This window comes from Microbulbifer mixtoriginis (SeqCode) (assembly GCF_052467945.1).
In genome coordinates this window covers 667645-694179 of sequence record NZ_CP174328.1, presented here as the reverse complement: position 1 = coordinate 694179, position 26535 = coordinate 667645, and the positions used below count along the sequence as shown (strand labels likewise).

Annotated in this window: 18 protein-coding genes; 3 read left to right on the top strand and 15 right to left on the bottom strand. The window is 51.4% G+C overall.

Annotated features, from left to right (window positions below; translation table 11 throughout):
* Positions 1-184: 184 nt before the first annotated feature.
* Both ACJJIJ_RS02920 and ACJJIJ_RS02915 read right to left on the bottom strand, forming a co-directional pair.
* Positions 185-2764 carry a glycoside hydrolase family 3 protein gene (locus ACJJIJ_RS02920; protein ID WP_444938596.1) on the bottom strand — a complete coding sequence of 860 codons (2580 nt, stop codon included), beginning with the start codon at positions 2762-2764 and terminating at the stop codon, positions 185-187.
* Positions 2765-3067: 303 nt separating this feature from the next.
* Positions 3068-4399, bottom strand: a complete 1332-nt coding sequence (locus ACJJIJ_RS02915) for a sugar MFS transporter (RefSeq protein WP_444938595.1) — start codon at positions 4397-4399, stop codon at positions 3068-3070.
* A 353-nt stretch (positions 4400-4752) separates the two neighbouring features.
* Here ACJJIJ_RS02915 and ACJJIJ_RS02910 point away from each other — a divergent pair, with 353 nt between their 5' ends.
* Together ACJJIJ_RS02910 and ACJJIJ_RS02905 are read left to right on the top strand one after the other, a co-directional pair.
* Positions 4753-5925 carry a sensor histidine kinase gene (locus ACJJIJ_RS02910; RefSeq protein WP_444938594.1) on the top strand — a complete coding sequence of 391 codons (1173 nt, stop codon included), beginning with the start codon at positions 4753-4755 and terminating at the stop codon, positions 5923-5925.
* Positions 5922-6758: a LytR/AlgR family response regulator transcription factor gene (locus ACJJIJ_RS02905; RefSeq protein ID WP_444938593.1), complete on the top strand. Its 837-nt coding sequence runs from the start codon at positions 5922-5924 to the stop codon at positions 6756-6758. Before ACJJIJ_RS02910 ends, ACJJIJ_RS02905 begins: the two co-directional genes overlap by 4 nt.
* A gap of 178 nt (positions 6759-6936) precedes the next feature.
* On the opposite strand, the gene ACJJIJ_RS02900 is transcribed toward ACJJIJ_RS02905, so the two are convergent.
* From ACJJIJ_RS02900 to ACJJIJ_RS02870, 7 genes are all read right to left on the bottom strand, one after another.
* Positions 6937-8196, bottom strand: a complete 1260-nt coding sequence (locus tag ACJJIJ_RS02900; RefSeq protein WP_444938592.1) for a sugar MFS transporter — start codon at positions 8194-8196, stop codon at positions 6937-6939.
* Between the two features lie 328 nt (positions 8197-8524).
* Complete coding sequence (locus tag ACJJIJ_RS02895) at positions 8525-9481, bottom strand: acetyl-CoA carboxylase carboxyltransferase subunit alpha (RefSeq protein ID WP_252085077.1); 957 nt, start codon at positions 9479-9481, stop codon at positions 8525-8527.
* Between the two features lie 92 nt (positions 9482-9573).
* Positions 9574-13092, bottom strand: coding sequence for a DNA polymerase III subunit alpha (gene dnaE, locus ACJJIJ_RS02890; RefSeq protein WP_444898768.1), 3519 nt, complete (start codon positions 13090-13092; stop codon positions 9574-9576).
* A 58-nt stretch (positions 13093-13150) separates the two neighbouring features.
* Positions 13151-13366: a DUF1289 domain-containing protein gene (locus ACJJIJ_RS02885; protein ID WP_444898769.1), complete on the bottom strand. Its 216-nt coding sequence runs from the start codon at positions 13364-13366 to the stop codon at positions 13151-13153.
* Complete coding sequence (locus ACJJIJ_RS02880; protein WP_252085074.1) at positions 13359-13895, bottom strand: gamma carbonic anhydrase family protein; 537 nt, start codon at positions 13893-13895, stop codon at positions 13359-13361. Before ACJJIJ_RS02880 ends, ACJJIJ_RS02885 begins: the two co-directional genes overlap by 8 nt.
* A gap of 98 nt (positions 13896-13993) precedes the next feature.
* Positions 13994-14518 carry a methylated-DNA--[protein]-cysteine S-methyltransferase gene (locus tag ACJJIJ_RS02875; protein ID WP_252085073.1) on the bottom strand — a complete coding sequence of 175 codons (525 nt, stop codon included), beginning with the start codon at positions 14516-14518 and terminating at the stop codon, positions 13994-13996.
* Positions 14515-15981 (bottom strand): DNA-3-methyladenine glycosylase 2, encoded by a 1467-nt coding sequence (locus ACJJIJ_RS02870; protein WP_252085072.1) that lies wholly within the window; start codon positions 15979-15981, stop codon positions 14515-14517. The genes ACJJIJ_RS02875 and ACJJIJ_RS02870 overlap by 4 nt, the downstream gene beginning before the upstream one ends.
* 604 nt (positions 15982-16585) lie before the next feature.
* Here ACJJIJ_RS02870 and ACJJIJ_RS02865 point away from each other — a divergent pair.
* A complete protein-coding gene (locus ACJJIJ_RS02865; protein WP_252085071.1) occupies positions 16586-19171 on the top strand; it encodes a thrombospondin type 3 repeat-containing protein in 2586 nt (861 codons plus the stop codon).
* A 58-nt stretch (positions 19172-19229) separates the two neighbouring features.
* Here ACJJIJ_RS02865 and ACJJIJ_RS02860 read toward each other — a convergent pair whose 3' ends face one another.
* From ACJJIJ_RS02860 to ACJJIJ_RS02835, 6 genes are all read right to left on the bottom strand, one after another.
* Positions 19230-20012: a PhzF family protein gene (locus ACJJIJ_RS02860; RefSeq protein ID WP_252085070.1), complete on the bottom strand. Its 783-nt coding sequence runs from the start codon at positions 20010-20012 to the stop codon at positions 19230-19232.
* A gap of 198 nt (positions 20013-20210) precedes the next feature.
* Entirely contained in the window at positions 20211-20642 is a 432-nt protein-coding gene (locus tag ACJJIJ_RS02855) for a hypothetical protein (RefSeq protein ID WP_252085069.1), read from the bottom strand.
* A gap of 385 nt (positions 20643-21027) precedes the next feature.
* Positions 21028-21687: a glutathione S-transferase family protein gene (locus ACJJIJ_RS02850; RefSeq protein WP_444938591.1), complete on the bottom strand. Its 660-nt coding sequence runs from the start codon at positions 21685-21687 to the stop codon at positions 21028-21030.
* A gap of 311 nt (positions 21688-21998) precedes the next feature.
* Positions 21999-23717 carry a DUF8614 domain-containing protein gene (locus ACJJIJ_RS02845; RefSeq protein WP_444938590.1) on the bottom strand — a complete coding sequence of 573 codons (1719 nt, stop codon included), beginning with the start codon at positions 23715-23717 and terminating at the stop codon, positions 21999-22001.
* Between the two features lie 72 nt (positions 23718-23789).
* The gene (locus ACJJIJ_RS02840) at positions 23790-25622 is read right to left on the bottom strand and encodes an ABCB family ABC transporter ATP-binding protein/permease (protein ID WP_444938589.1); all 1833 of its coding nucleotides are present in this window, start codon (positions 25620-25622) and stop codon (positions 23790-23792) included.
* Positions 25623-25743: 121 nt separating this feature from the next.
* The gene (locus ACJJIJ_RS02835) at positions 25744-26529 is read right to left on the bottom strand and encodes an SDR family NAD(P)-dependent oxidoreductase (RefSeq protein ID WP_252085065.1); all 786 of its coding nucleotides are present in this window, start codon (positions 26527-26529) and stop codon (positions 25744-25746) included.
* Positions 26530-26535: the final 6 nt, after the last annotated feature.

The following is a 26535-nucleotide window of genomic DNA, read 5'->3' as shown; positions in this document are numbered from 1 at the left end:
ACTGAGATCGACACAGTATACCGGTGCTGGCAACTTGAGTTGATGGACTTCTGAGCGGAAAGCGGGATATTGCAGAGCTACAGCTCTTCAGCAACTCAACCACTTAAAAGAGAGGTGTAACCCAGACCTCAATTTTTACAGACCCGGGCATTTAATTACCGAAAACGGTTAGAGATAAAAGCCACTAACCCGCACAGCGAATATCAGCAGAAGCTGCCGCATCGGGTACCAATCGAACATTGGCTACGGCTATCGCTGCGGCCCCCTCACTCTCCAAGCGGAAGGCACTGAACACCTTGCTAAAGTCAGCGCCAGCTTTGGCGAAGCATTGCAGGTCCACCGAGAGACGGGTCCAGTCATTCAGCGGCATGGTTTTCAGAGTGGATTGCAGCGGCACTCTGGCAATACAGCCCTCTCCACAGGTCACCGCCGCTTGTAACGGTTCACGCAGCTTCTGATCAACGCGAATATTCAGACTCAAGGCTGAGCCCTCCTCCAAATAAATGTCCAAGTTCTGCATATACTCCGCAGACAATTGCACAGCACCGGGGCGCAGGCCCTTCCACTCGATCAAACGCGCATCTTCTTGAGAGGACATATCAATCGAGGTCACAACGATATTGTTATCCTCACCACTGGCCGCTCGGTTGCCATTCACTGGAACTGCCTTGGCTCCGTCCTCGGCAATATTCAATACCCAGGGAGCGCGCGGACGGGAAACCAATAACCAGGCATCCTCCAGTCCACCCGCAGCCATATTTTCGCTGGTCTCAGGCAAGTCGTTGCTGACCAGGGATTCCTCATTCACACTCAAGCCGTGACCCAAAGCAAACAGGGGATCGTAGTGCTCGTGGTATGGATTCAAAACCGTTTGATTGGTGTACATCGGCCAGCTAAAGGGCAACTTACCAGTGAAATCGTAGCGAATCTCACCTTTGGCACCTCGGAATAACACATCGGCCACACCGGCACCCTCAGACCCCGGCAGCCAAGCGGCCACAAAAGCATCCGATGCATTTAATTCACTGTTCACCCAAAGCGGGCGACCGGACAGGAAAACACTGACAACTGGCATTTCCTGTTCACGCAATTTCTTCAACAGGGCCAGGTCTTTCTTGTTACCGCGCTGGTATTCCAGATTTGTGATATCACCATGCCATTCCGCGTATGGTTCTTCACCATAAATGGCAATAGCCACCTGGGGTGCCTTGCCATTGGCAAAGCTGGCATCGGTAAAGCTTCCATCCTCACTCAGTATGGCTTCACCACCCGCGCTCTTTACGGCTGCGGCGATGCCCTCAAAGATGGAAGTAGCACCGGGAAAATCTTCACGGGTATTACCAGTGCCCTGCCAGGATATTGTCCAACCACCACTTTGTTTGGAGAGATTGTCGGCCCCATCGCCGACGACTAGAACATTCTGCTTCGCGGCTAACGGCAACATTTGATCATTGTTTTTCATTAACACCAAAGACTTCCGCACTGCCTCTCTGGCGATAGCGCGGTGCTCGGCATTACCGAGAATGCCAGCCTTGCCCGCTAGGGGCATATTACGTTCGAACAAGCCCGCGCGAAGTTTCACTCGCAGTATGCGGCGCACCGCATCATTCAAGCGCTCACTTGGGATTTCACCGCTCTTCGCCTGCGCCAAGGTATTGTTGAAGAGGGCCTTCCAGTCCGCTGGCACCATAAACATGTCCAGACCAGCATTAATTGCCGCGGCACAACTTTCCAGAGTGCAACCCGGTACGAAACTGTGACCATTCCAGTCCCCGACTACAAATCCATCGAAACCCAAACGCTCCTTCAAGACATCTGTCAGCAAGTATTGATGGCCATGCAGCTTCTCACCATTCCAACTATTAAAAGAAGCCATTACCGTTTGCACACCAGCGGGCAAAGCGGTCAGGTAACCTGCCGCATGTACTTCTGCAAGTTCCTTTTCAGGCACAGCGTTATCCCCGCGGTCGATTCCACGTGTAGTTCCACCGTCACCGACAAAATGCTTAGCCGTGGCGACCAGGTTTTCCCCGCGCAGAAAATCGACTTCGTTCTTGCCCCCCTGCAACCCTTTCACCATGGCTTTTGCATAGTCAGCCACTACAGCCGGATCTTCAGAATAACTTTCATAAGTGCGTCCCCAGCGGTCATCCCGCACTACCGCCACAGTGGGGGCAAAGGTCCAGTCGATACCGGTAACAGCGACCTCGCGGGCGGTCGCGCGACCAATACGCTCGATCAGCTCAGCATCCCTCGCCGCCCCGAGGCCAATATTGTGGGGAAAAAGAGTTGCCCCAATAACATTATTGTGACCGTGCACCGCATCGGAGCCCCAAATCAGGGGAATAGCAACACCGCCATCGGAAGTGTCCATGGAAGCCTTGAAAAAGGCATCGGAAAGCGCGAGCCAATCTTTAGGCGTGGCAAACTTATCGTTGTTTGGAAAGGCACCACCACCGTTTAGCACAGAGCCCAGATGGTATTTCTTAACATCTTCAGGGGTGACGTGGCGGATCTCCGCCTGAATCATTTGCCCCACCTTCTCTTCCAAAGACATGCGCGACATAATTTCGGAAATACGCGCTTCCAGCTTTTCGCTGCGTGGAAACGCGGGCTCGAGTAGCGGCCAGTTTTCCAAGCTACCGCCACTGCTTATCTGGGAGTTATCCTCTTTTGACGGAACTTCTTCCCCCTGCGGCTGACAGCCAACAAGTGCCGAAACACAGAGCATTAAGCTCAGTGAAAATCGTTTTTTAAATTTCACGGATAACTCCCAAAGTTTTCCCACGCGAGTCCTTCTGTCCTACCAATTCCATCGCTATCAGAATGAGTAACACAGATATTATTATTTCAGTGTAAATCCCATACTCCAGCCACAGCCAATAAGGCCCCGATTGGATTTCAGGTATTCCACGCAACGGTATCAACGGAGCAAAGTGCAATACTTGCCGAGGAGCGCCAATAGAAATCCGATGGATTGGGCTAAATCACAGACAAGGCGGAAAACAATTTCTAGCTGGACTACTTAAAAAATAGCCTGGAGAAAAGTTTCAGTTGCCCTTGCCCACTACTCCATCGCAGCGCCACGCAAAGTCGGAGAAAAAGCACCGTAATAAGCGATATAGCAGTAGCACAGCAGCGGTACTAAAAAAGAAATCTGAATACCCGCTTCATCGGCGAGCACCCCCTGAAGCAATGGAATAACCGCACCGCCAACAATGGCCATGCACAGGACACCGCTGCCCTGACTGGTGTACTGACCCAAACCTCGCAACGCCAGGCTGAATATGGTTGGAAACATAATGGAGTTGCAAACCCCCACAGCGACAATCGACCATACAGCCAAATAACCAGAGGAGAGCATCGCAACCACGATAAGCACTACGGAACCCAGCGAACACACCGCCAGTGTTTTTCCCGCAGAGACATAGCGCAGTAGCAGAGCCCCGGCAAAGCGGCCTACCATAGCGCCACCCCAGTAGTAGGAAACATACTTTGCCGCTTCAAATAACTGCATTTCAGCAACAGAGGATTCACTAAAAAAGCTAACCAGGAAACTTCCTATAGCTACCTCGGCGCCTACATAGGCAAAAATACCAATTGCTCCCAGTGTCAATCTGGGAAAGCGCCAAATGGAAAAAGTCTCACTGCGGGGCGGACTTGTACTGTGAGAAAGGCGGTGTTCGGGGATTGTCGGCAAGCGAATCCAGGAGAAAAAAGCCACCATCATCAACAGCACTACTGCCAACCAGAAATAGGGTTTTTCCACCAGGGCCGCCTCCCTGGCGCGAAATTCATCGATACTAGTTGCCGTATCGGGATCGGCGCCCATTGAAATCGCGGCAAAAAAAACGGCACCACCGGCAACCGGCGCCAAGGTAGTTCCCAGAGAGTTAAATGCTTGGGTTAGGTTTAAACGGCTTGGAGCCGTTTTGGCACTACCCAAAGCAATAACATAGGGATTTGCTGATACCTGCAATACTGTAATACCAGAAGCCAGTACAAAAAGCCCCAATAAAAACACTTCATAGATTTGCAGGCGCGCAGCAGGAATAAAAACCAGGCAACCAGCACAAGCCACTAATAAACCAAAGACCAACCCCAACTGGTAGCCAACTCTACGCAACAGCAACCCAGCAGGAACGGAAACCAGAAAATAGGCTGCAAAAAAGTAAAACTGTACCAGGACAGCGCGGGTATAACTCAGCTCAAAAACATTTTTAAGATGTGGCACCAAAACATCATTCAGCCCGGTGATAAAACCCCACAGAAGGAAAAGCGAAGTCAACGCTGCAAGATTTAAATACCCTGGAGAGCGCCCCTCTTGAGCCTGGGCATCTGAATCACAAACAGCCATTTCGTTCGAGTAAAGACTCGACTCAGGCAACATCTGGCGCATTGAAAACCGATCCCCAAATTTCAAACTCGTTTCTCGGCGATTATGCTGTTCTTCCTAAACGCTTTTGAGTCGCCAGCGGAAAATTAAGGACAAAATGTGCAATTTTTTATAACCCTTAATAAAAAACACTTTCACTCAATGAAAGTTGTCTTATGGGTCCAGATTGCCGAAAGTAACTTGACTAATCACCCCGAAAAGCGACAAAAAGGACCAAATAAGGGCTAAGCTGGAATCCTGGCGTGCAGGCCCACTGGCGGGCACCGGTAAGCCAAGGTAATATCTTCCGGATAATAATGAACGCGATGATGAGCGTCTATCCCGTCATTTTCACAAAATTAAATATACGGGACATCATGCAGTACTCTACCCGTCAATACTGGAATGCAACTGCGGAAATTCCTTCGACCCGCTGGTTTTGGAAATTACAGCTGGTCAGCTGGATTGGCATTTTGTTGGTGACATTCCTCTCCCTAACTCTCTGGCATTCACCCACTGAGTGGCCAAGCTTCGAGCCAGCAAATACTATTTTCCAGTGTGCTGTGGCTTTTGTTCTCTCGGTATTCCTAAGACCCATTTTTGATATCGCCTGGGACTCGGAACTGGCCGTTCGCACAGTTATCTATCTACTCGCCGTTGCGGTGATTTCCGGCATCTGGACCCTGGTGCGCATGGAGGCCTATATCCGCTTGAGCGGGGAGCACTCCATCTGGTCTGAATTCGGCGGCTGGTATTATGCCTCCCTCTTTGTCTTTCTTTTTTGGAGTGCACTTTACTGTGGGGTTAAATACCACATACTGCTGCAAGGGGAACACAAAAAAATGCTTGAAGTGGCCGCGGACAACGAGCGCGAGCAACTGCGTAGACTCCAGGCAGAGGCTATCGCCAATGAGGCCCAGCTTAAAATGTTGCGCTATCAGCTCAACCCACATTTTTTGTTTAATACACTGAATTCCATCAACGCCCTGATTCGCTTTCAACAGGCCGATGAAGCACGCGAAATGGTGGTACGTCTCAGCGATTTTTTACGCCTCTCCCTTAAGGAGAGCCCCATGCAAAAAGTAGAGCTCGAGCGGGAAGTACAAGCGGTACTGCTCTATCTGGATATTGAGAAAACCCGTTTTGCCGACCGCCTGGCCGTTGACCTCAGTATCGATGAAACGGCCCGGCATGCACTGTTGCCCAGCATGTTGCTACAACCACTGGTAGAGAATTCAGTAAAATATGCCATCGCCCCCAATGAAATGGGCGGCACCATCGGAATTCATGCGAAAAGTAGTGGCCAACGCCTGTTGCTGGAGGTACAGGATTCAGGCTGTTCCGAAGACTGCGCCGGCGAGAGAAATTTCCAAGCAAGTTCCACCGGTGTTGGACTGAAGAATGTACGGGAGCGACTTTCCAGCCTCTACCCACAAAATTACCGTATAGAGCAACAGGAAAAACCTGATTGCGGCATGTCGATACGAATCGATATACCGCTGGAAAAATCCACGCACCCCACCAATAAAACACAGGGAGAAGTTCAATGAAAAAACTCACTGTCGTGCTGGTGGACGACGAACCCCTAGCCCTGCGCCTGCTGCAAAGCATGTTTGAGGAATTCCCGGATATAGAAATTGCCGCCTGCTGCCGCAATGGGCGCGAGGCGTTGCAAGCCGTATCTGAATACAGTCCAGACCTACTAGTTCTGGATGTACAAATGCCAGGCATGAACGGCTTTGATGTGGTCAGTCGTCTACAGGCCGACACCATACCATTGGTAATATTCGCCACCGCTTTTGACGAATATGCCCTCAAAGCTTTTGAGGTTCACGCTGTCGATTATGTTTTAAAGCCCCTGGATAACGCTCGCCTAGAAACCGCCCTTGATCGCGCGCGCCAGCGCTTGCAATTGGCACATGCCGGCAAAAAAGATACCCGCCAGGAAGAAAAAAACCGGCTGCTGCGCTCTATTGAGGAAATGAGTACAGCCAAGGAACAAGCCTCTGAGACTCGCACCCCAGTGATCAACAATCGCCTGGCGATTAAGGATCGCGGCAGTATCACTATGGTCAATCAGCAGGATATCGAGTGGATTGATGCCGCCGGTGACTATATGTGTGTGCATGTAAAAGGGGAAACCCATGTTATGCGCAGCACTATCAAAGACCTGCAAAAACAGTTGTGTCCGGATAATTTCAAGCGTATTCACCGCTCCACCCTGGTGAATCTCAACTATATCGTACACATCAAAGTACTAACTAAAGGAGAGTACTTTCTCACCTTAACGAGCGGCGCTAAAGTCAAAGTCAGCCGTAACTATCGCCTACCGATCAAGGAATTTCTCGAAGCCAACCGGCGCATAGCTTCAGAAGCCTCCTAAACAGCTTGCCCTTCAACGCCACTCAATACCGGCAGGGACTCGCCGGTATACCAGCAAAATAACCAACCTAAGCAATATCTGATCCACGCCATCCAGTTAATACAGAGAGCCCCTATCTTTACAAAAAAAAGCCGGCAAAAAAATACCGGCTAAACGAGCTCAGAAGAGAAGAAAAAAATTAAGAGCGTTTGTCTGGGCGGTGACCAATGGCACCGTAGTAAAGAATATAGAGGTAGCAGAAAATAGGCAGGACAAATGCCAACTGGATACCCACTTGATCCGCCAATAATCCCTGTAATAACGGCACTATAGCGCCACCGACTATAGCCAGGCACAAGATACCAGACCCCTGACTAGCCGCCTTACCAAGTCTCGCAAGAGCCAAACTGAAAATTGTTGGGAACATAATGGAGTTACACAGCCCCACCGCCAAAACAGCATACATTGCCAGGTAGCCGCTACCGGCTACAGTGATAAGCAGAAGTAGGCAGGAGCCCAGGGCACAAATTGCCAGCACTTTTCCCGCAGAAATAAAGCGCATAATCAAGGCACCGGCAAAACGCCCAACCATGGCCCCACCCCAGTAGAGGGAGATATAGAACGCTGCCTCGGATTCCTCAAGACCGGCAATAGAGTCTTCGGCAATAAAGTTCACCAGGAAACTGCCAATAGAAACTTCCGCACCGACATAAACGAAAATCGCTACCGCCCCTAATACAAGATGGCGATAATTCCAGGCCGAAGCTTCACCTACCTCCGATGGGGTCTGTGAAGTATTGCTGACAATAGACGGCAGATTCAAAAACGCAAAAACCAGAGCCAACACGGCTAGGGTAGCCGCCAGAATCAGGTAGGGAACTTCGATCACTGAGGCACTGACTGCGCCGACGGCAACTCCCGCAGCTGGGAGAATTAATAATGCACCGAATTGTGGGGCTACGGTGGTACCTAGTGCATTAAAGCCCTGGGTCAAGGTTAGTCGGCTGGGTGCCGTTCGCTCATTTCCCAAGGCGGCAACATAGGGATTTGCCGACACCTGTAAGATAGTAATACCGGAAGCGAGAATAAACAGGGCCCCAAGGAAAAGCCCATAGACCTCCATGCGCTCCGCAGGAATAAATAGTAAGCAACCCAATACCGCGATAGTGAGGCCGGTGACGATACCTTTTTGGTAACCAATCTTACTCACCAGACTACCCGCCGGCAGGGAAACCAAAAAATAAGCTCCAAAAAAACAGAATTGCACCAGCATCGCCTGGGCATAGTTCAGCTCAAAAATCCCCTTGAGATAGGGAATCAGGATATCGTTCAAACAGGTAATAAATCCCCACATAAAAAACAGTGAGGTCAAAGCTACCAGCGCAAATTTTTGTCCCGCTTGATCACCAGCTTGCAACTGCACAGCATCCGTTGCCGTATTTCTCTGCAAAATTGCCATATTTGATTCCCAGAAACTTCTGCCGCAACTAAACCGTAAATGGCAAGCCAGCACTTAAACACTCGTTATTCTTTTTGCTTTCTACCATGGAGGCACAGATACGACGCAGCGGTTTTCGATAAGGGGGGCTAAAAATGGGGGCAGTAGGGACAGTGTAAAGTGCCCTGGACACTCTCAGCTAGCGAGGCAAACAAATAACAGAAGACGAATAACCCACCCAATAAACGGGGCATCGCCAAATATAGAGCAGATCTCGTAAAAGGAAACTGGACTCAAAAAAACAAGAAAAAAGGGCAGCGCCATGATCGGGACTGCCCTTTTAAGGATATTAAGAAACGATATTGCCGTAGCTCATCAGGCGCTGGTAGCGCTTTTCCAGCAACTCATCAATAGGAATAGCACTCAACTGCTCCAGTTGTTCACCGAGGCGCTCCTTCAGGCTCTCGGCCATGGCATCCGGATCGCGGTGCGCACCGCCGAGGGGCTCGGGGATGGTTTCATCCACAATACCTAACTCCTCCAACACACTGGAAGTCACCCCCATAGCCTCGGCAGCCAGTGGAGCCTTCTCTACGGTCTTCCAAATAATATTGGCGCAGCCCTCCGGAGAAATCACAAAGTAGGTGGAGTACTGCAGCATATTGAGCTGATCACCAACACCAATTGCCAGAGCACCACCGGAAGAACCCTCACCAATCACGGTACAAATAATCGGCGTGCGCAAACGGGACATCACCGCCAGGTTCTGGGCAATGGCCTCACTGATGCCGCGCTCTTCACTGTCGATTCCAGGGTAAGCCCCTGGAGTATCGATCAAAGTCAGCACCGGCATTTTAAAGCGCTCGGCCATTTCCATAATGCGCAAAGCTTTGCGGTAGCCCTCCGGCTTAGGCATACCGAAGTTACGCGCAACCTTCTCGTTCACAGAGCGGCCTTTTTCTTCACCGATCACGGCTACTGGCTTGCCATTCAAGCGTGCGATACCAGTAATAATCGCCTTGTCATCACCAAAATGACGATCGCCATGTAGCTCGTCCCAATCGGTGAATAGCCGCTCAATATAATCCTTGGAGTATGGACGCTGCGGGTGCCTGGCCACCTGGACCACTTGCCAGGGACTCAGGTCTGCGTAGATGGACTCGGTCAGAGTTCTGCTCTTATCCCGCAGCCGGGTCACTTCATCGGCGATATTCAGCTCATTGTCGTCCCCGACCAGCTGCAACTCTTTAATTTTGCTTTCCAGCTCTGCAATCGGCTGCTCAAACTCGAGAAAGTTGAAATTCATGAAATCTGCGCCTTAACTCTTTTCCATGCCTCTGGGCAATCACAGCGACATAGCTTAACTGTACAGAACCGACCAGTCGAGCCCAGTGGACTTTAACGCCGCTCAGCGTATTGAAGTGCCACCCGCTCACGTCCCAGCAACTCCCGCAGGGACTGAACCATCTGATCATTCGGCTCCACATTCCACTGTGGAGGCAGGCGGTAGAGACCTCGCGCATCGTGGCGCAACACTTCCAGGCTGACACCGCACTGGCCACCGGTATAGGGCTGCAAACACGAGGCCAGACGCTTGGCTAACCCAGGGGCCACAACACCGGTATCGACTTGCAGACGCACACCGGTCACCCGGCTCTGACGCAGCTCATCCAGGGTGGAAACCCCATTCACGGTCATTTTCAGACCGCCGCTGTAATCGTCATTGGCCACGGGGCCTTCGAGTACCAGCAGCGCATCCTTAGCCAGCTTGTCGCGGTGTTCGCCAAATGCCTCACTGAACATGGCCGCCTCAATACGGCCGCTGCGATCATCCAGGGTAACAATAGCCATGGAATCGCCACGCTTGGTCTTCATCACCCGCATGGCAACCACCAGGCCCGCCACTTTTTGCGCTTCGCGGCCAGGTTTTAAGTCGGCGATTCGCGCCTTCACCAGGTGCTGTAACTCACCGGCATATTCGTCAATGGGGTGGCCGGTGAGATACAGACCCAGGGTGTTTTTCTCACCCTCCAAGCGCTCGCGAATACTCCAGCAGCGAGTGCGACGGAAGTCCTCGTACACATCACCATCGGAAGATTGGGGCACCACCTCACCGAACAAATCCATCATGCCTGCATTGGCATTAGCCTTTTGCTGTTCCGCCGCCTTCACCGCTTCATCCAGCGCGTTAAACAGCACCGCGCGGGAATAATCCAAGCCATCACTGCCGCCAGTATCCGGCCCAATGCTGTCGAAGGCACCAGAGCGCACCAGCGCCTCCAGTGCACGCTTATTCACCTTGCGCGGATCGACACGCGAGCAGAAATCGAACAGATCGGTAAAGGGACCGCCCTCTTCCCGCGCCGCAATAATATTTTCAATCGGCCCCTCACCCAGGCCCTTGATGGCACCGAGACCGTAAATAATGCGGTTATCGATATCCACCGAGAACTGGAAGCTACCCAGATTCACATCCGGCGGCACCAGCACCAGCTCCATGGCGCGACACTCTTCGATAAAGGTCACCACCTTATCGGTCTTATCCATATCCGAAGACATGGTCGCCGCCATAAACTGGGCGGGATAGTGCGCTTTCAGCCAAGCGGTCTGGTATGACACCAGTGCGTAAGCCGCAGAGTGCGACTTGTTAAAACCATAGCCTGCGAACTTCTCTACCAGGTCGAAGATCTTAATCGCAAGTTCGGGGTCAATTCCTTGCTCTTTTGCCCCATTTTCAAAAGTGGCCCTCTGTTTGGCCATTTCCTCCGGTTTCTTTTTACCCATCGCCCGGCGCAACAGGTCAGCGCCACCGAGGGTATAGCCCGCCAACTCCTGGGCGATCTGCATCACCTGTTCCTGGTAGACGATCACGCCGTATGTGGGCTCCAGGATCGGTTGTAGTTTCTCGTGCTGGTATTTGGCATCCGGGTAGGCCACCTGAGCGCGACCGTGCTTACGGTTAATAAAGTCATCAACCATGCCCGATTGCAGCGGACCCGGACGGAACAGAGCCACCAAGGCGATCATATCTTCCAGGTTGTCCGGCTGTAGGCGCTTGATCAGGTCCTTCATCCCCCGGGATTCCAACTGGAATACCGCAGTGGTCTCTGCCCGCTTGAGCATCTTGAAGGTTTCATCATCGTCCAGTGGCAGCGCGGCGATATCCAGAGGTTCCAGCCCCTCGCGCGCTCGCGTCTCATCCACCATGCGCTTGGCCCAGTCGATGATGGTCAGCGTCCGCAGGCCGAGGAAGTCGAACTTCACCAGGCCCGCATCTTCCACATCGTTTTTGTCGAACTGGGTTACCAGACCCGCGCCGGTCTCGTCACAGTAGAGCGGCGCAAAGTCGGTGAGCTTGGTGGGGGCGATAACCACACCACCGGCGTGCTTACCCACATTACGGGACACCCCTTCGAGCTGCAGGGCCATCTCCCAGATTTCCTGGCCCTCGTCATCGCTTTCGAGGAACTCGCGCAATATCTCTTCCTGGTCGAAGGCCTTCTGCAGGGTCATACCTACATCGGGGGGAATCATCTTCGACAGTTTGTCTGCGAGGCCGTAGGACTTGCCCTGCACCCGCGCAACATCTCGCACCACCGCCTTCGCGGCCATGGTGCCGAAGGTAATAATCTGGCTCACCGCTTGGCGGCCATAGTTATCCGCAACGTAGCCAATTACCCGGTCGCGCTTCTCCATACAGAAGTCGATATCGAAGTCGGGCATCGACACCCGCTCCGGGTTCAGGAATCGCTCGAACAGCAGATCGTATTGCAGCGGGTCCAGATCGGTAATGTCCAGCGAGTAGGCCACCAGAGAGCCGGCACCGGAACCCCGCCCCGGGCCCACCGGGATATCGTGGTCTTTGGCCCACTGGATAAAGTCCATTACGATCAGGAAGTAACCGGGGAATCCCATCTGGATAATGATATCCAGCTCAAAGCGCAGGCGGTCTTCGTAGACCTGGCGGCGCTCGGTATAGTCCGCAGCGGACTTGTCGAGGATGGTGGCGAGGCGCCGCTCCATACCCTCGTAAGAGACCTTTTCGAAGAACTGGTCTTCGGTCATACCCTCGGGAATCGGGTATTCCGGCAGGAAGTATTTACCCAGCTGGATTGGCGCCGAACAGCGCTTGGCAATCTCCACGGTATTTTGCAGGGCTTCGGGGATATCGCCAAACAGTTCCCACATCTCTTCCGGCGTGCGGAAATACTGTTCGGCGGAATAACGGCGCTCGCGGCGGGGGTCATCGAGGGCGCGGCCTTCGTGGATACAAACGCGCACTTCGTGGGCCTCGAACTCGCTCTCTTCCATAAAGCGCACATCGTTGGTGGCTACCACTGGCAAATTTAATGCCTGCGCCAAATCCACCGCCGAGTGCAGATAGTCCTCATCGCCGGCGCGACCGGTGCGCTGTAATTCCAGGTAGTAGCGGCCAGGGAATAACTCCGCCCACTCCCGTGCCAGCTCCTCTGCCTGGGCGCGGCGCCCCGCTACCAGTGCACGGCCCACATCGCCGTACTTGGCACCGGACAGCATCAGCACCCCTTCGCTGTACTCCTTAACCCATTCGCGTTTGATATAGGCGTTACCGTGGTACTGGCCTTCCATCCAGGCGCGGGAAATCAGCTCGGTAATATTGCGGTAACCATCGGCGTTCATCGCATAGAGAGTAATCAGCGTCGGCTTGCCCTCGCCGCCTTCGCTGAGCCAAAAATCCGCTGCGGTAATCGGCTTGATACCGGCGCCCAAACAAGCCCGGTAGAATTTGATCTGCCCGTAGAGGTTGCACTGGTCGGTAATCGCCAGGGCTGGCATTTCCAGCTCCTGGGCGCGGGCGATGGCCGGCTTGATTCTTACCAGGCCATCGATCAGGGAAAATTCTGAGTGAATTCTTAGGTGGACAAAGGGTTGGGTCATAGTCGCATTTAGTTCCGGGCCCTGCGAGGCCCGGCCCCGACAAAGCGCTATCGATTGTTTACCAGATTCGGCCCATTTGCCGCGCGCGCTCAGTGCAGAGTTTTAACACTGCACGGCGCTCATCATTGTTCATGGAGCCCCAGCGGCTGATTTCGTTACCACTGCGAAAACAGCCCTCGCACAGGTCCTGCTCATTCAGGGCACATACGGAGATACAGGGGGATTTCACCGGGCGCTCTTTCAGCTCCACGGTTTTTACCGGTTGTTCAGACATCTTTAGCCTCAAGCGGGACCAGCTCACTGGCGAAATGTTTGCCGTTGGCCGCATAGTGATCGCTGCTGGCTTTGAGCAGCTCGTAGGTGGCGGGATCGAGAGATTTTACTACCTTGCCGGGAGAGCCCAGCACCATAGAGTAATCGGGAATTTCTGTGCCCTCGGTCACCAGCGCATTGGCGCCAATGATACAGCACTTGCCGATTTTGGCCCGGTTTAAGATCACGGCATTGATACCAATCAGGCTGTAATCTCCAATGTCACAGCCGTGCAGCATCACTTTATGGCCTACGGTGACACCGGTACCGATGGTTAATGGCACACCGACATCGGCATGCAGAACCGAGCCATCCTGTACGTTGCTGTATTCACCGATAGTAATAGGCGCACAGTCACCGCGCACCACCGCGTTAAACCATACGGAGCTGTGCGCAAGCATACGCACATCTCCAATCACATGGGCACCGGGCGCAATATAGTGGCCCTCACCTTCCAGTTGTGGCTGTTTATCCCCCAATCTGTACAGCATTTGGCCTCCGGCTCGATATGATTATGAACCGCTTATTATCTCGCGCCAAAGAGGCCGTGGCTAGGGAGAGATGATTGCGCTTTTCCCAATATTACCCGCTAGAGCAGCTCGCCCTGCTGGACAAAGTTGGCACCCTCAAGGGTGAGCAAGCGCGCTTTCAATGACAGGCCGCCGGCGTAGCCGGTAAGGCTGCCATTAGCTCCGATTACGCGGTGGCAGGGAATAACGATGGCAATCGGATTTGCACCATTGGCCCGCGCCACCGCGCGAATAGCCCGTGGCTGGCCCAACCACTGGGCTTGCTGGCTGTAACTGCGAGTTTCGCCAAAGGGAATTTGCAACAGCGCATCCCAAACCCGGCACTGGAATTCAGTACCCTTTGGCGCCAGAGGCAGATCGAAGCTTTTGCGCTGGCCGGCGATATATTCCCGCAACTGCTGGGCAGCCAAATCCGTCAGCTCCGAGGCGCCCCGCTGCCAACCGCCCCCCAAACGCAATGGTCGTTCATCATCATAAAACTGGAGTGCAACTATACCTCTGGCGCCTCGGGAGAGCCCCTCTTGCTCGCAGGCCGCGATGGCAACATCCCCCAATTCCGTGGTGTAACTCTCATAGACAATCATTTTTTCTCTCCAGATTTCAGGGACTGCCACAACAAAATGGCTCCATATGCCCGCCAGGGCCGCCACTGCTCTGCCCGCTCCTGGGCCTGCTTGGGTTTTGCCTTTTCACCATCACTGCCCAAGGCTTGTAGAATACCCAAATCCGACGCGGGGAAAGCATCCGGCATCGACAGGCCGCGCATAGCGATATAATGCGCCGTCCAATCGCCAATACCCGGCAGTGCTGTGGCTTGGCTGCACCAATCCTCCAGGGACTGATCGGCAAAACTCACACGGCCATCCAAAGTTGCGACAACAAACTCCTGTAGGGTTTTCATTCGAGCCCGGGTCAAGCCCAGATCGGCAAAGTCCGCCTCGGCGAGACGCTCCGCCGTTGGGAATAAAAACCGCTCTCTGCCAGCATCATCCACAAAAGACTCCCCGTAGCGGGCCACTATACGTCCGGCAATAGTGGTCGCCGCCGCGACACTGATCTGCTGACCGAGAATCGCCCGCAGTGCATATTCAAATGGATCCCAAGCACCGGGCAAGCGCAGGCCCGGATTCTTCGCCAACTGATCCGCCAGCAGTGGATCTTCATTTAATACCGTCTGAATCTCCTCAATATCCGCATCCAGATCAAATAGCCGGCGCAGGCGCTGGTTCAGCAGATATAACCCTGCCCCACCTTCCTGACCAAAAACCTCCACTACCAAGCGATTTCGTTTCGGATCGTGGGAAACCTCCATCACGCCGCGACAGGCATCCAATTCGAAACTGCGTGAATAGACCTCCCCCTCCACCTGCTCTACCCCGGCCAAAGCGCGGGTCCCCAAAAAAGCCAGGAGTTGTTGCCAATCTAATGGCGGGCGGTAATCCAGGTACAGCCGTACGCGTGTGGCACTCACCTTCTCGGCACGCACTACGTGCCCCTCCCTGCGCACTTCGGATGGGGTGCGCTGATAGATCTGTTTGAATACACCGTTAAAGCGTCTCAAACTGTTAAAACCAGACTCGTAGGCGATTTCAGCAATAGGCAAGTCCGTATCTCGCAGTAAACGAAAAGCAAACAGTGCCCGCTCAGTTTGCCAAACCGCTAAGGGGCTTACCCCCAGATGCTCAGAGAACAGGCGGCGCAGATAACGGCTACTGACTCCAAGACGCTCTGCCAGTCGCTCCACAGATTGAGGCTCACGCTCACTGCGCATCAGTTTCAAAGCGCGCTGCACGGTGGTTGATACCAATCCCCAAGCTGGACTGCCCGGCGCAGAATCGGGGCGACAGCGCAGACAAGGCCTAAAGCCCGCATTGGCCGCCTCCGCCGCAGTCTCAAAATAAGTGACATTGCGCTCCAGCGGTGGCCGCGCGGGGCAGATGGGTCGACAGAAGATACCTGTCGTCTTCACTGCCGTAAAAAAACGCCCATCAAAACGCCGATCACGCGCAAGCCGCGCGCTGGAACAAATTGCCGCATCAATTTTCATTTGCCCTCCCGAATCTGACCTCCAGTGTATTTCCACGCTGCCTTGGAAACTAGTCAAAAACGGAACTGACCCAAAAACCATTAGACCCGATAGTCATAACAAGACTCAAGCCTTCGTTATCATGAGAAATAAATTCACATAACCAACGTTTGCTGCGGCAATGACTATATCCGGTTGCCCGATTAATTTACGCACCTGATTACTCTTTACAGCTCACAAGAAATTTTCAAAACCATCAACGTCTTTCCGCTTATTCCTCATCAAAAATACACACCGGCAACAAGCTGAAAATTTCTCAGCACAAATGTGCGGGCATTTTCACTCCCCTCACTGCCAACAAGAAAAACTAAAAAAATAAACTGCCATTATTTTTTCAATCATTACCTTTATTCATAGAAATCACACATATTTACCCACATCGAAATTCGGTGGCTTATCTATTCTGATAAGAAATAAAAATCAGGTATTTACTCCACCAATTACATCTATAGGGAAGCAACCTTCAAGAAGTGGGCACTTATTTTCACTTCTATTTTCTCGTAGCAAATGACAGTTCTTCCCCAGCAGATAACAAAAAAGTATTTGTTTCCAGAGATTTCAAAGCATGTCAAAAATTTCGTTAATTGTATTTTTTCTTTCGCTACTGCTATTGAGTGCCTGCGGATCGGACAAAGGAAAAGCCCGAGCCGCCGATAACTTTCCCCCGGGCTCCAACGTGACAGACAGTGATGAAGATGGCGTTCGCAATTCCGACGATAACTGCCCCAGCATCAGTAATCCCTCCCAAGATGACCTCGACAGCGACGGTAGCGGTGATGCCTGTGACAACGATGATGACAATGATAATCATCTGGACTTAGAAGATAACTGTCCACAAATCGCCAACATCGATCAGGCAGATAGTGACGGCGATAAAGTTGGCAATGCCTGCGATGAAGATCTCGATGGTGATGAAGTAGTAAACGATGCGGATAACTGTCCTGCAAACGCCAACCATGAACAGAGTGACATGGATGGCGATGGTGTCGGTGACAGCTGCGATAACGACCTCGATGGCGATGACTTCACCAATAGCCTCGATAACTGCCCCACCGTCTCCAACCCAGACCAAACCGATCAAGACAATGACGGCATTGGCGATCTATGTGATAGCGACAGCGATACCGACAATGATGGCCTGGACGATGGTGTAGACAACTGCCCGCAAGTGCCCAACGAAGATCAAGTGGATACCGACAACGACGGCACGGGCAACGCCTGCGATAACGACGATGACGGTGATAGCATCGAAGATATCAGTGACAACTGCCCTGGCAAACCAAACCCAGCACAAGAGGATCAGGACAACGATGGATTAGGCAATGTCTGCGATCCGGACCTCGATAACGACGGCATTGATAATGAAGCTGATAATTGTCCTGCTATCGCCAATAGCGACCAAAGTGATATCGACTCCGATGGAAAGGGCGATCTATGCGATAGCGATGATGATGCGGATGGCATTGAAGACCATGCCGATAATTGTCCCGTCGATGCCAATGCAGATCAAACCGACACTGATAGAGATGGCAGAGGCGATCTATGTGACTCCGACAGGGATGACGATGGGGTAGACAACGATGCAGACAATTGCCCCCTCGTGGCCAATGAGGACCAGGTAGATACCGACGGTGACAGCTTCGGCGATGCCTGTGATAACAACTCTGATATCGACGGGGATTTAATTACTGACTATGTCGACAACTGTGTAAACATTGCCAATACCAGCCAATTCGACCGAGACGGAGACGGTATTGGTGACGCCTGTGACAGCGATAAGGATGGTGACGGCAGTGCCAACACAGAAGATAACTGCCCTGCCATTCCCAATCGAGACCAAGCCAATAACGATAGTGACCAGATCGGCGATATCTGTGACAGCGACGATGATAACGACGGTATCATCGACCTGATCGATAACTGTCGCTTCGACCCCAATGCCCATCAAAAGGATAGCGATGCCGACTACCTCGGTGACGCCTGCGACCCCGATCTGGATAACGATGGCATCGTAAATAGCAGTGACAATTGTCCCCATAACCCCAACACACTCCAGGAGGATCATGATGGGGACGGCGTCGGGGATGCCTGCGATACCAATACCGATGCAGATAACGATAGCTTCGACGATGGTGTGGACAATTGCCCCGCAGTAGCGAACCCAAATCAATCAGACCAGGACAACGATGGCCTGGGAGACATTTGTGACAATGACCGGGATGGCGATGGTACGACGAATGAACAAGATAACTGTCCCTTCGCTCCCAATGATCAAAGCGATAGTGACGGCGACGGAAGCGGTGATCATTGTGACAACGATGTCGATGGAGATAGCATCGAGGACACCCTAGACAACTGCCCACATGTACCAAACCCGGAGCAGGAAGACGGGGATAAAGATGGCAACGGCGACGCCTGCGATAGTGATATCGATAATGACACCTTGGATGACAGCGCAGATAACTGCCCAGATATTTCCAATCCAACGCAAACAGATAGTGATGGAGACGGACAGGGCGACGCCTGCGACCCCGACGTAGATAACGATGGTGTGGAAAACACCTCAGATAACTGCCCTCAAGCCTGGAATCCGAATGGAGAAGACTCTGATCAGGACGGCATTGGTGACGCCTGTGACTACGATACTGTCCTTTCCTGCACTTCCTTCGAGGGGCTTGAAATAATGGATGGCGCTAGCACAGAGCTGGAACATGGTATCAATGCTCCCTGCGATGGCTGCTCAGTAGTTTCATTAGCCAAAGTAGGCAATGGAATACCCTCCGATGCCGCCAGAATGGAAGTTGCGAGTGGCGCTGGAGGCAGCACTTATATCCAGGTCAACCACAGTAACGTGAAAAGTGGTCGCTACCTGCTTAGCTTCCTAGTGGAAAATACGAGCTCAGTGCTGGATCTTATCTACCTCAACAGCATTACCATCAGTACCTATCTGGACGGAACTGCCACAGGTGAAAGCATCAGCGGTTATATGCTGGCTCCATTTAAGGTCAATGGTGCCCAAAATCACCGCCTGTTACTGGCAAATACTCAGGCAGACTTTAACCAGGTACGCCTGACTCTTGGCGGATTGGAGCTCACCAATAACAAGCTGGATATCTATCTCGCCTGTGCGGTTCCCATAAGCCTGCCGTAGTAAAGCCCTTATAAAAGCAATAAAGCCCCGAGTTCCGGGGCTTTATGTTTACAAAGGTTTATTGAAACGATATTTGACCGCGCATATAGTCAACGGCTTGGCCGATAAGAATAACCTCATCACCTACAACCTCACAGGTGAGCACTCCGCGCCTCTTTGATAGCTGCATTGCATTGAGATGTGACTTACCCAAAACCTGACTCCAATAGGGTGCCAACTCGCAATGTGCAGATCCTGTTACTGGGTCTTCATTGACTCGCAGCTTGGGAAAAAAACAGCGACTGACAAAATCACAGTGATCCCCCGGAGCGGTAATCACCACACCCCTTAAATCGAGCTCAGCCATCAACATGAAATTAGGCTTAACGCTCTTTAGTTGAGTCTCGCTATCCAGTACAACGATATAGTCAAAGGCAGCCAAAGTTTTCACAGGAACCACACTTAAAGCCTCAGCCAAACCTAATGGACATTCCGTTGGGGCAGGGATACTGATAGGAAATCGCATTTTATAGCCGCCTTCGCAGAGCCCCACTTTTAACAAGCCACTGCGCGTTTCGAAGTTGATAACAGGCTTTGCGTACGATAAATGCTTAAACAAAACATGGGCTGCTGCCAGGGTAGCATGACCACAGAGATCCACCTCAGCTTCAGGTGTAAACCATCGCAGCCTATAACCCTCTCCCTCTGGAACAAAAAAAGCCGTTTCAGATAAGTTATTTTCTTCAGCAATATTCTGCATCTGTATATCTGCGAGCCACTCATCAAGTGGACAAACCGCGGCCGGATTGCCAGAAAACATTCTGGATGCAAAGGCATCTACCTGATAAATATTAATTTCCATGTTCTTCTAAACTTCCCACTTATAAAATAACAACTAGATTATTACTAGTAGCACCTCTATTACAGGCAACATATACAACGCAGCACAAAATAAACAAATATAAAAAAGGGACAACTTAGTGCCCCTTTAAGTAGAAACCTGGCTTTAAATATTAAGTTACATTTTCATCTTATCCATACCGCATACTCCAGAACTCTATCAATCCAAAGGGCAAACACTTGCCAGGGAGGTAGTGAAAGCTCGCTTCATAAACTCAAACTGCTCATTGGTTTCCATGTGTGCACTCAAGGAATTTCTGGCCGAGAGAAAGCGCTTTTTCTCAAGCTCCGTCATGCCGTCATGATAGAGGTATAATTTTTCAATCGGCTTCATGGCCGACTTTTCACTTCTATAAAATTTATCCTTGGACATAGCAAGGTCAACCTTATCCCGTATTGACCCATCCGGCATTATCTGAACAGACACACTGGGCACATAGTTTGCAATTGGCCCCTTTAGATTTAACACCTCGGGATTCAACTCACTAAGTTTCTTGGCGATATAGACTTTCAGCTTGTTATTTCTAACTTCCAACTTCACAAACGGCTTTATTATTTTGAATTTATCTTTATCTTCTTCAAACAACTGCACAGACGCCTCCAACATCACCAAACTCTGGGTGTTTAGAAAACGTTCATATTCCTCTAATTGACAAGACGCCTGTACATACTGACTAAAGAAGAAGGCAAGAACCAGGGCTGGTATTTTCATAGTTCTAATAATTATCCTTAATTTTTAGATATGGACCGCCCAATTCCACTGGGCAAATCTGACGTATATCACACCCTATTCTAGTCGTCTTTTTTTCTTGGATAATCTATAGGTTCACATTTGCGGATCTTCCCACAGAAAATACGCAGCTTCCTTCATTTTTCAGGTTATATACGCCATTTGAGGACGACACAAAGAAGCACATAAACTAGTTCCTAAAGTACCCATTGAGTGAGGAAACCAGTAATGGAAGCCTCTCTCCTCTTTACCTTCGGTAGTCATCCAGAATTATCGGCGGCAAGCTTTTGGCTTCCGACATCCACTCTTCCACACTCTCTCTTGCCAGAAGCCTCATTACCCATTGATGAGCCCGGGGCCAATCGCACATTTCCGGGCTATGGGCATACAACCTGATAACTGTGGGCACCAGTACAAGATCTGCGAGGGAGAGATCACCACAAAGGTAAGGGCCACCACTATGGGCTAATTCTTGCTCCCAGCAGTGAAACAGTCGCTCCGCATCTGCCTGCTCAGACTGGGTCATCTGACGCTTATCCTGATAAAAAGCGCTTTCAAAAGAAAGTCGTGGACACAGCCCTGAGAGACCCGCATGTTGCCAACTTAAGAAAGAACGTGCTCTAGCCTTGGCCAAAGGATCTGAGGGAAGTAAACTTCCGCCGCCAATATCGTTGGCATATTCCATAATGGCTAGGGAATCAAAAATAACACTCTGGTTTTCAACCAATACGGGTACTGAAACAGAGGGGGATATCTCACCAATCCGGCGAAGATTTTCAAAACGCTGCGGCTTGCGAATATCAACAACCTGCTCTTCAAATTCAATACCCAGCTCCCTAAAAGGTAGCCATGCCCGAAAAGCCCAGCTGGAGGCATTTTTAGTACCAGTGTATAAAATACGTTCCATGTTTTTCCCTTGAAATTTTTAGATACGGTCTTTAAAACAGATAACAGGGTAATTAAATAGACTCAACTATAAATCCAAAATGATGATCAACCTACTGTAGTATTTCTCCAATGTAAATTTCCTCATTTTTTATGATTAATCACTCAGCTTTTTCTATCAACCGATAAAAGAGTCTCCGTAAAAGCAACATCTGATACTCAATATATGTTGCATCTAAACTGCTCCCCTACTTTCCCCTAAGAGTTTATTCCAGGTAAAAATAAAAAAACCCGGCAAATGCCGGGCTTTTCAAGGTGAAAATTTGCTTAGTTTTACTTCAAGCCAAGAACTTCTTTACCCTGGATGAAAGTAACATCCACGGGTATATCCGCCTCTGCCAATCGATCCAGGTCAGCCTGCAACTCAGGACCGATAACCCCTTTTTCAGCGAGCAGAGTTTTGGCCTGCTCGTAGTTACCATCACCCTGAATAGTCAGGATCAGGCGCGACAGGTTGGTCATGGCCTGCTGCATTTTTTCGAAATCCACACTGTATTGACCGGTTTTCGGATCGCGGGCAAAGGCGCCCTGCTCTTTGAAGAAGTTAAAGCGCATCATATTGGCCTTACCGTGGGCACTGGCTGCACCGAAGCGCACGCTGCGGAAAATACCAGCGAGGAAGGTAACGTAGTTATCCATCAGCTCGCCCTCTTGGATCTCGCCTTTCTCATGCAAGCGGGTCACCATATAAAGGCCGAGAATATCGGCTTTGCCTTCTTCCAGAGAGGAAGAAGTCTCCTTCAACACCTGGCGTACATTTGCTCCGCCGGTCACAGTCTTCTTAATACCCAGGCCGTGCGCCACCTCGTGGAACATGGTATTGGCAAAGAAAGCGGGGAATGTGATGTGCTTGCGCTGATCTGGAGCAATCAATACATCGCTGATGGGCACCAGGATCTTGTCAAACTTGGCACGCATAGCGTTTTTCAGCTGCAGGCGACGAGTGCCTTTCGCCAGCTGAACTTCTTCATCGTTAGGCAGGTTAATGGCAATCGTCTTGGAACCCGCATTGCTGTGACCTGCGTAGAAAAGTACATCGTACGCATTCAGATCAGAATCGGTACCTGGCTCTTCGGCCTTGTACTTTTCTTCTACCGGCAAGCCTTCCTGTAATTCAGGCAACAGCGCAGCAAACTTGGCCAGCTTCTTACTCCACTCTTTATCTTTGAGGAGTACGTAAGACTCGTAAGCCGTGCGATAGGCGAACATTTGATCTTCGTAGTTTTCAATGGGGCCGATCACTACGTCGATATCATTTTCCTTCATGTCCATCCATGCCATATCGCTGGGACGGAAATTATCATTGAGCAGCGCGTCGGCACGCATGTCCAGATAGTTGGCGAATTCTTTACTTTCCGCCAGCGCGGCTGCCTGGCGCAGGATATCCGCTGCCTTCTTCAGGTCAGCATTGTAGGCTTTGCTGTAGGGGATCAGCTCCAGCTTACCGGCATCGTTGCGGCGCACCAGAGAGTAGAGGCCATCTTTTCCAGGTTGGTCCCAGTTCTCAAACTCTTCGCGAGTCATATCTGCCGGGTAGAAGTTGGCACCCAGGGGTTTGAGACCGTAGCCAGTGATAAACGGCTTATTGTCATTGAGGCGATCCCAAGGACCGTAATTAATCTCGGCAAACTTGCGCGCGCGGTTGTCTTCGATATCGGGCAGCAGCACTTCTGCTGGGCCGTAGGACTGCAACCAGAACAGTCGATCCATGATCCGGCTGGCATCAATCAACAGGCCGATCATCTTACGCTGATTCTCGCTAAGATTACTCATATCAGCGGTAAGTTCTACCGGTACATAAATATTAAAACGCTTATCAGCGTTTTCTATGGCTTGGCCTGCGGGCGGTGTGACCGTCTCAGATTCTACAATCTGTGCCTCCGCTTCATCTTTACGGATTTCCTCGGCCTGTTTGTCTTTGCTACAGCCGCCCACCAGCGCCATGGCCAGCAGTGCGGCAGCGATCTTGGTAGTGTGAAAGGGAATGGTCATATCGCTCTGCCTATCATTTTTTTGTTTCGGCGCCACATTAGTCTGGCTACACACAATTATCAAGACAGGCTTTTATGGCTCCGCCACCTGAGAAGCCACAGGAGTTTCCTCTCCTATTCCAGCCGTACGCTCCTGCTGCTGCATACGCCACAGGGTCGCATAGTGCCCGCCTTCCTCCAGAAGCTGGCTGTGGGAACCCTGCTCAACGATCTGGCCTTGATCCATGACTAAAATCTTATCGGCATCCACAATTGTCGAAAGACGGTGGGCGATCACCAGTGTGGTCTGTTCGCGGGCAATTTCTTTCAGAGAGGCGACAATACTGCGTTCCGAACGGCTGTCCAGAGAGGAGGTGGCTTCATCAAAAATCATAATCGGTGGTTTTTTGAGCAGCGCCCGCGCTATGGCAACCCGCTGTTTTTCACCACCGGATAGCTTAAGGCCGCGCTCACCAACCAGAGTATCCACCCCCTGGGGCAGCTGGCGGACAAAATCCGACAGATGAGCATGATGAATTGCAGCCATCACTTCCTCATCAGTGGCATCCACCCGCCCATAACGCACATTTTCTTTGATTGATTGGTTGAATAACACCGCATCCTGGGGCACCACACCAATAGCGCGACGCAAGGATTCCTGACTGACCGTACGAATATCCTGGCCATCAATGCGAATCGACCCATCACTTACATCATAAAAGCGGAACAACAACTTAAACAGGGTCGACTTACCGGCCCCGCTGGCTCCCACAATCGCCACTTTCTGGCATGGCAGCACGGAGAAACTAACCTGGCGCAAAATTTCACGATTGTCTTTGTAGCCAAAGCGCACGGCATCAAATTCAATTCGCCCTTCCTGAACTTGCAAATCTGAGGCCTCGGATTGATCGGCCACCGCTGGCTTAACCCTGAGCAGAGAGAACATCTTTTCAATATTGGCCAGGGCACCTTTCATTTCCCGATAGACAAAACCGAGAAAATTCAACGGGATAAAAATTTGCATCATAAAGGCGTTAACCAGGACAAAATCTCCGATGGTCATCTGCCCCTTGGTCACACCTACTGCCGCCAAAATCATCGCTGCGCACATGGCAGAGGCAATAATCAGTGCCTGACCAGTGTTTAGGCTAAACAGCGAAAGGCGGTTTTTACGCCGGGCCCGCTCCCATACCGCCAGCTCACGATCGTAATGATTCGCTTCGTGCCGCTCATTGGCAAAATATTTCACCGTCTCATAGTTGAGCAAGCTGTCTACCGCACGACTGCTGGCCTGGGATTCGGCTTCATTCAGGGCGCGCACAAAACGGGTGCGCCACTCGGTGGCCACGACAGAGAAACCGATATAAACAATAACGGCAACCAGCACTACCAGAGCAAACACGCCGCTGTAATTCCACCAGAGCAAGCCCGCTACCATGGCGATCTCAAGCAAAGTGGGTACGATATTGAACACCATAAAGCGCATCAAAAAGCCGATGCCACTATTGCCCCTTTCAATATCCCGAGAGAGCCCCCCGGTACGCCGATCCAAGTGAAAGTCCATATCCAACTTGTGTAGGTGCCGAAATACCTCCAGGCCAACTCGACGCTGAGCCCGTTCTGTCACCCGGCCAAAGATGGTATCCCGCAACTCACCAAACAGAGTACTGGAGAATCGCACCGCACCATAAGCCAATAACAGTCCCAGTGGCAGGGCTATGGCTTGGGCAACACCACCGGTTTTATCCAGATTGTCGACGATATGTTTGAGGATAAAGGGTAAAGTGACCCCCGCAATTTTTGCCCCAATCAGGCACAAAATTGCCAGGGCGACAGCCCGGCGAAACTCCAATAAGTAGGGGAACAGGGTTTTCAGCGCACCCCAGTGCACCTCGTCCAGAGAAACAGTGGACTTGGGTCTCGGCATAATCAGTTCCGGAAGGAAAAATAGCCGCCTATTATAAATAGACTTAAAGGGTTAAATAGACGCTCAATCGCAAAAACCGATTGGATACAGTACCCATAGACCAAAAGTTGAGCAGCAAATCTCAAACCTTGGCTACCAAGCCTCCATCCACATTAATCGTTTCTGCCGTGATAAAGCGAGAGTCATCTGACGCCAAAAACACAGCAGCATTAGCAACATCGAGCGGGTATCCTGGCCCCTTCAGCATCTGCGCGGGCTCTAAGAAGTTAGTAAAGACATGCTTGCCCTCTGGAGAGGTAACCGCCTCGGTCAGTATCTGCCCAGGCCGCAAGCAATTGGCTCTGATATTGTGACGTGCCCCAATTCCGGCAATATAACGAGTAAAGGCTTCCACCCCTGCTTTCGAGGCATAGTAAGAAGCTGATGGCAGGAAACTAACCTGCTCCAATTGCGTATCGGTTGGCGCACTCTGCGCAGCAAGCGAAGACACATTAATAATGGCACCACCCCCTGCGCCAATCAGGTAGGGCCAAACCGCTTTACACATCAGAAAACAGCCAGTCAGGTTGACTTTAAAAACCTCCTCCCACTCCTGTAAGCCCTCGTAGGGAAACATATTCGGCGCACCCGTCCCTGCACCGTAAAACAGGATATTGATTGCCCCGTAGCAACTGATTGTCTCCATCACTGCTTGACTGACTAACTTGTTATCGGTGACATCGCAGGGGATATAAGTAGCTTCTCCGCCGGAAGAACGAATGGACTGCTCGACCTTTCGCCCCTCCAAAGCGCGGCGCGCCAAAATAGCCACCTTGGCGCCCTCCTCCGCAAAGCGATGAGTAGTCCCATCACCGATACCTTCATTACCGCCAACAACAATGGCGACTTTGTTGCTTAGTTTTCCCATAGTCGG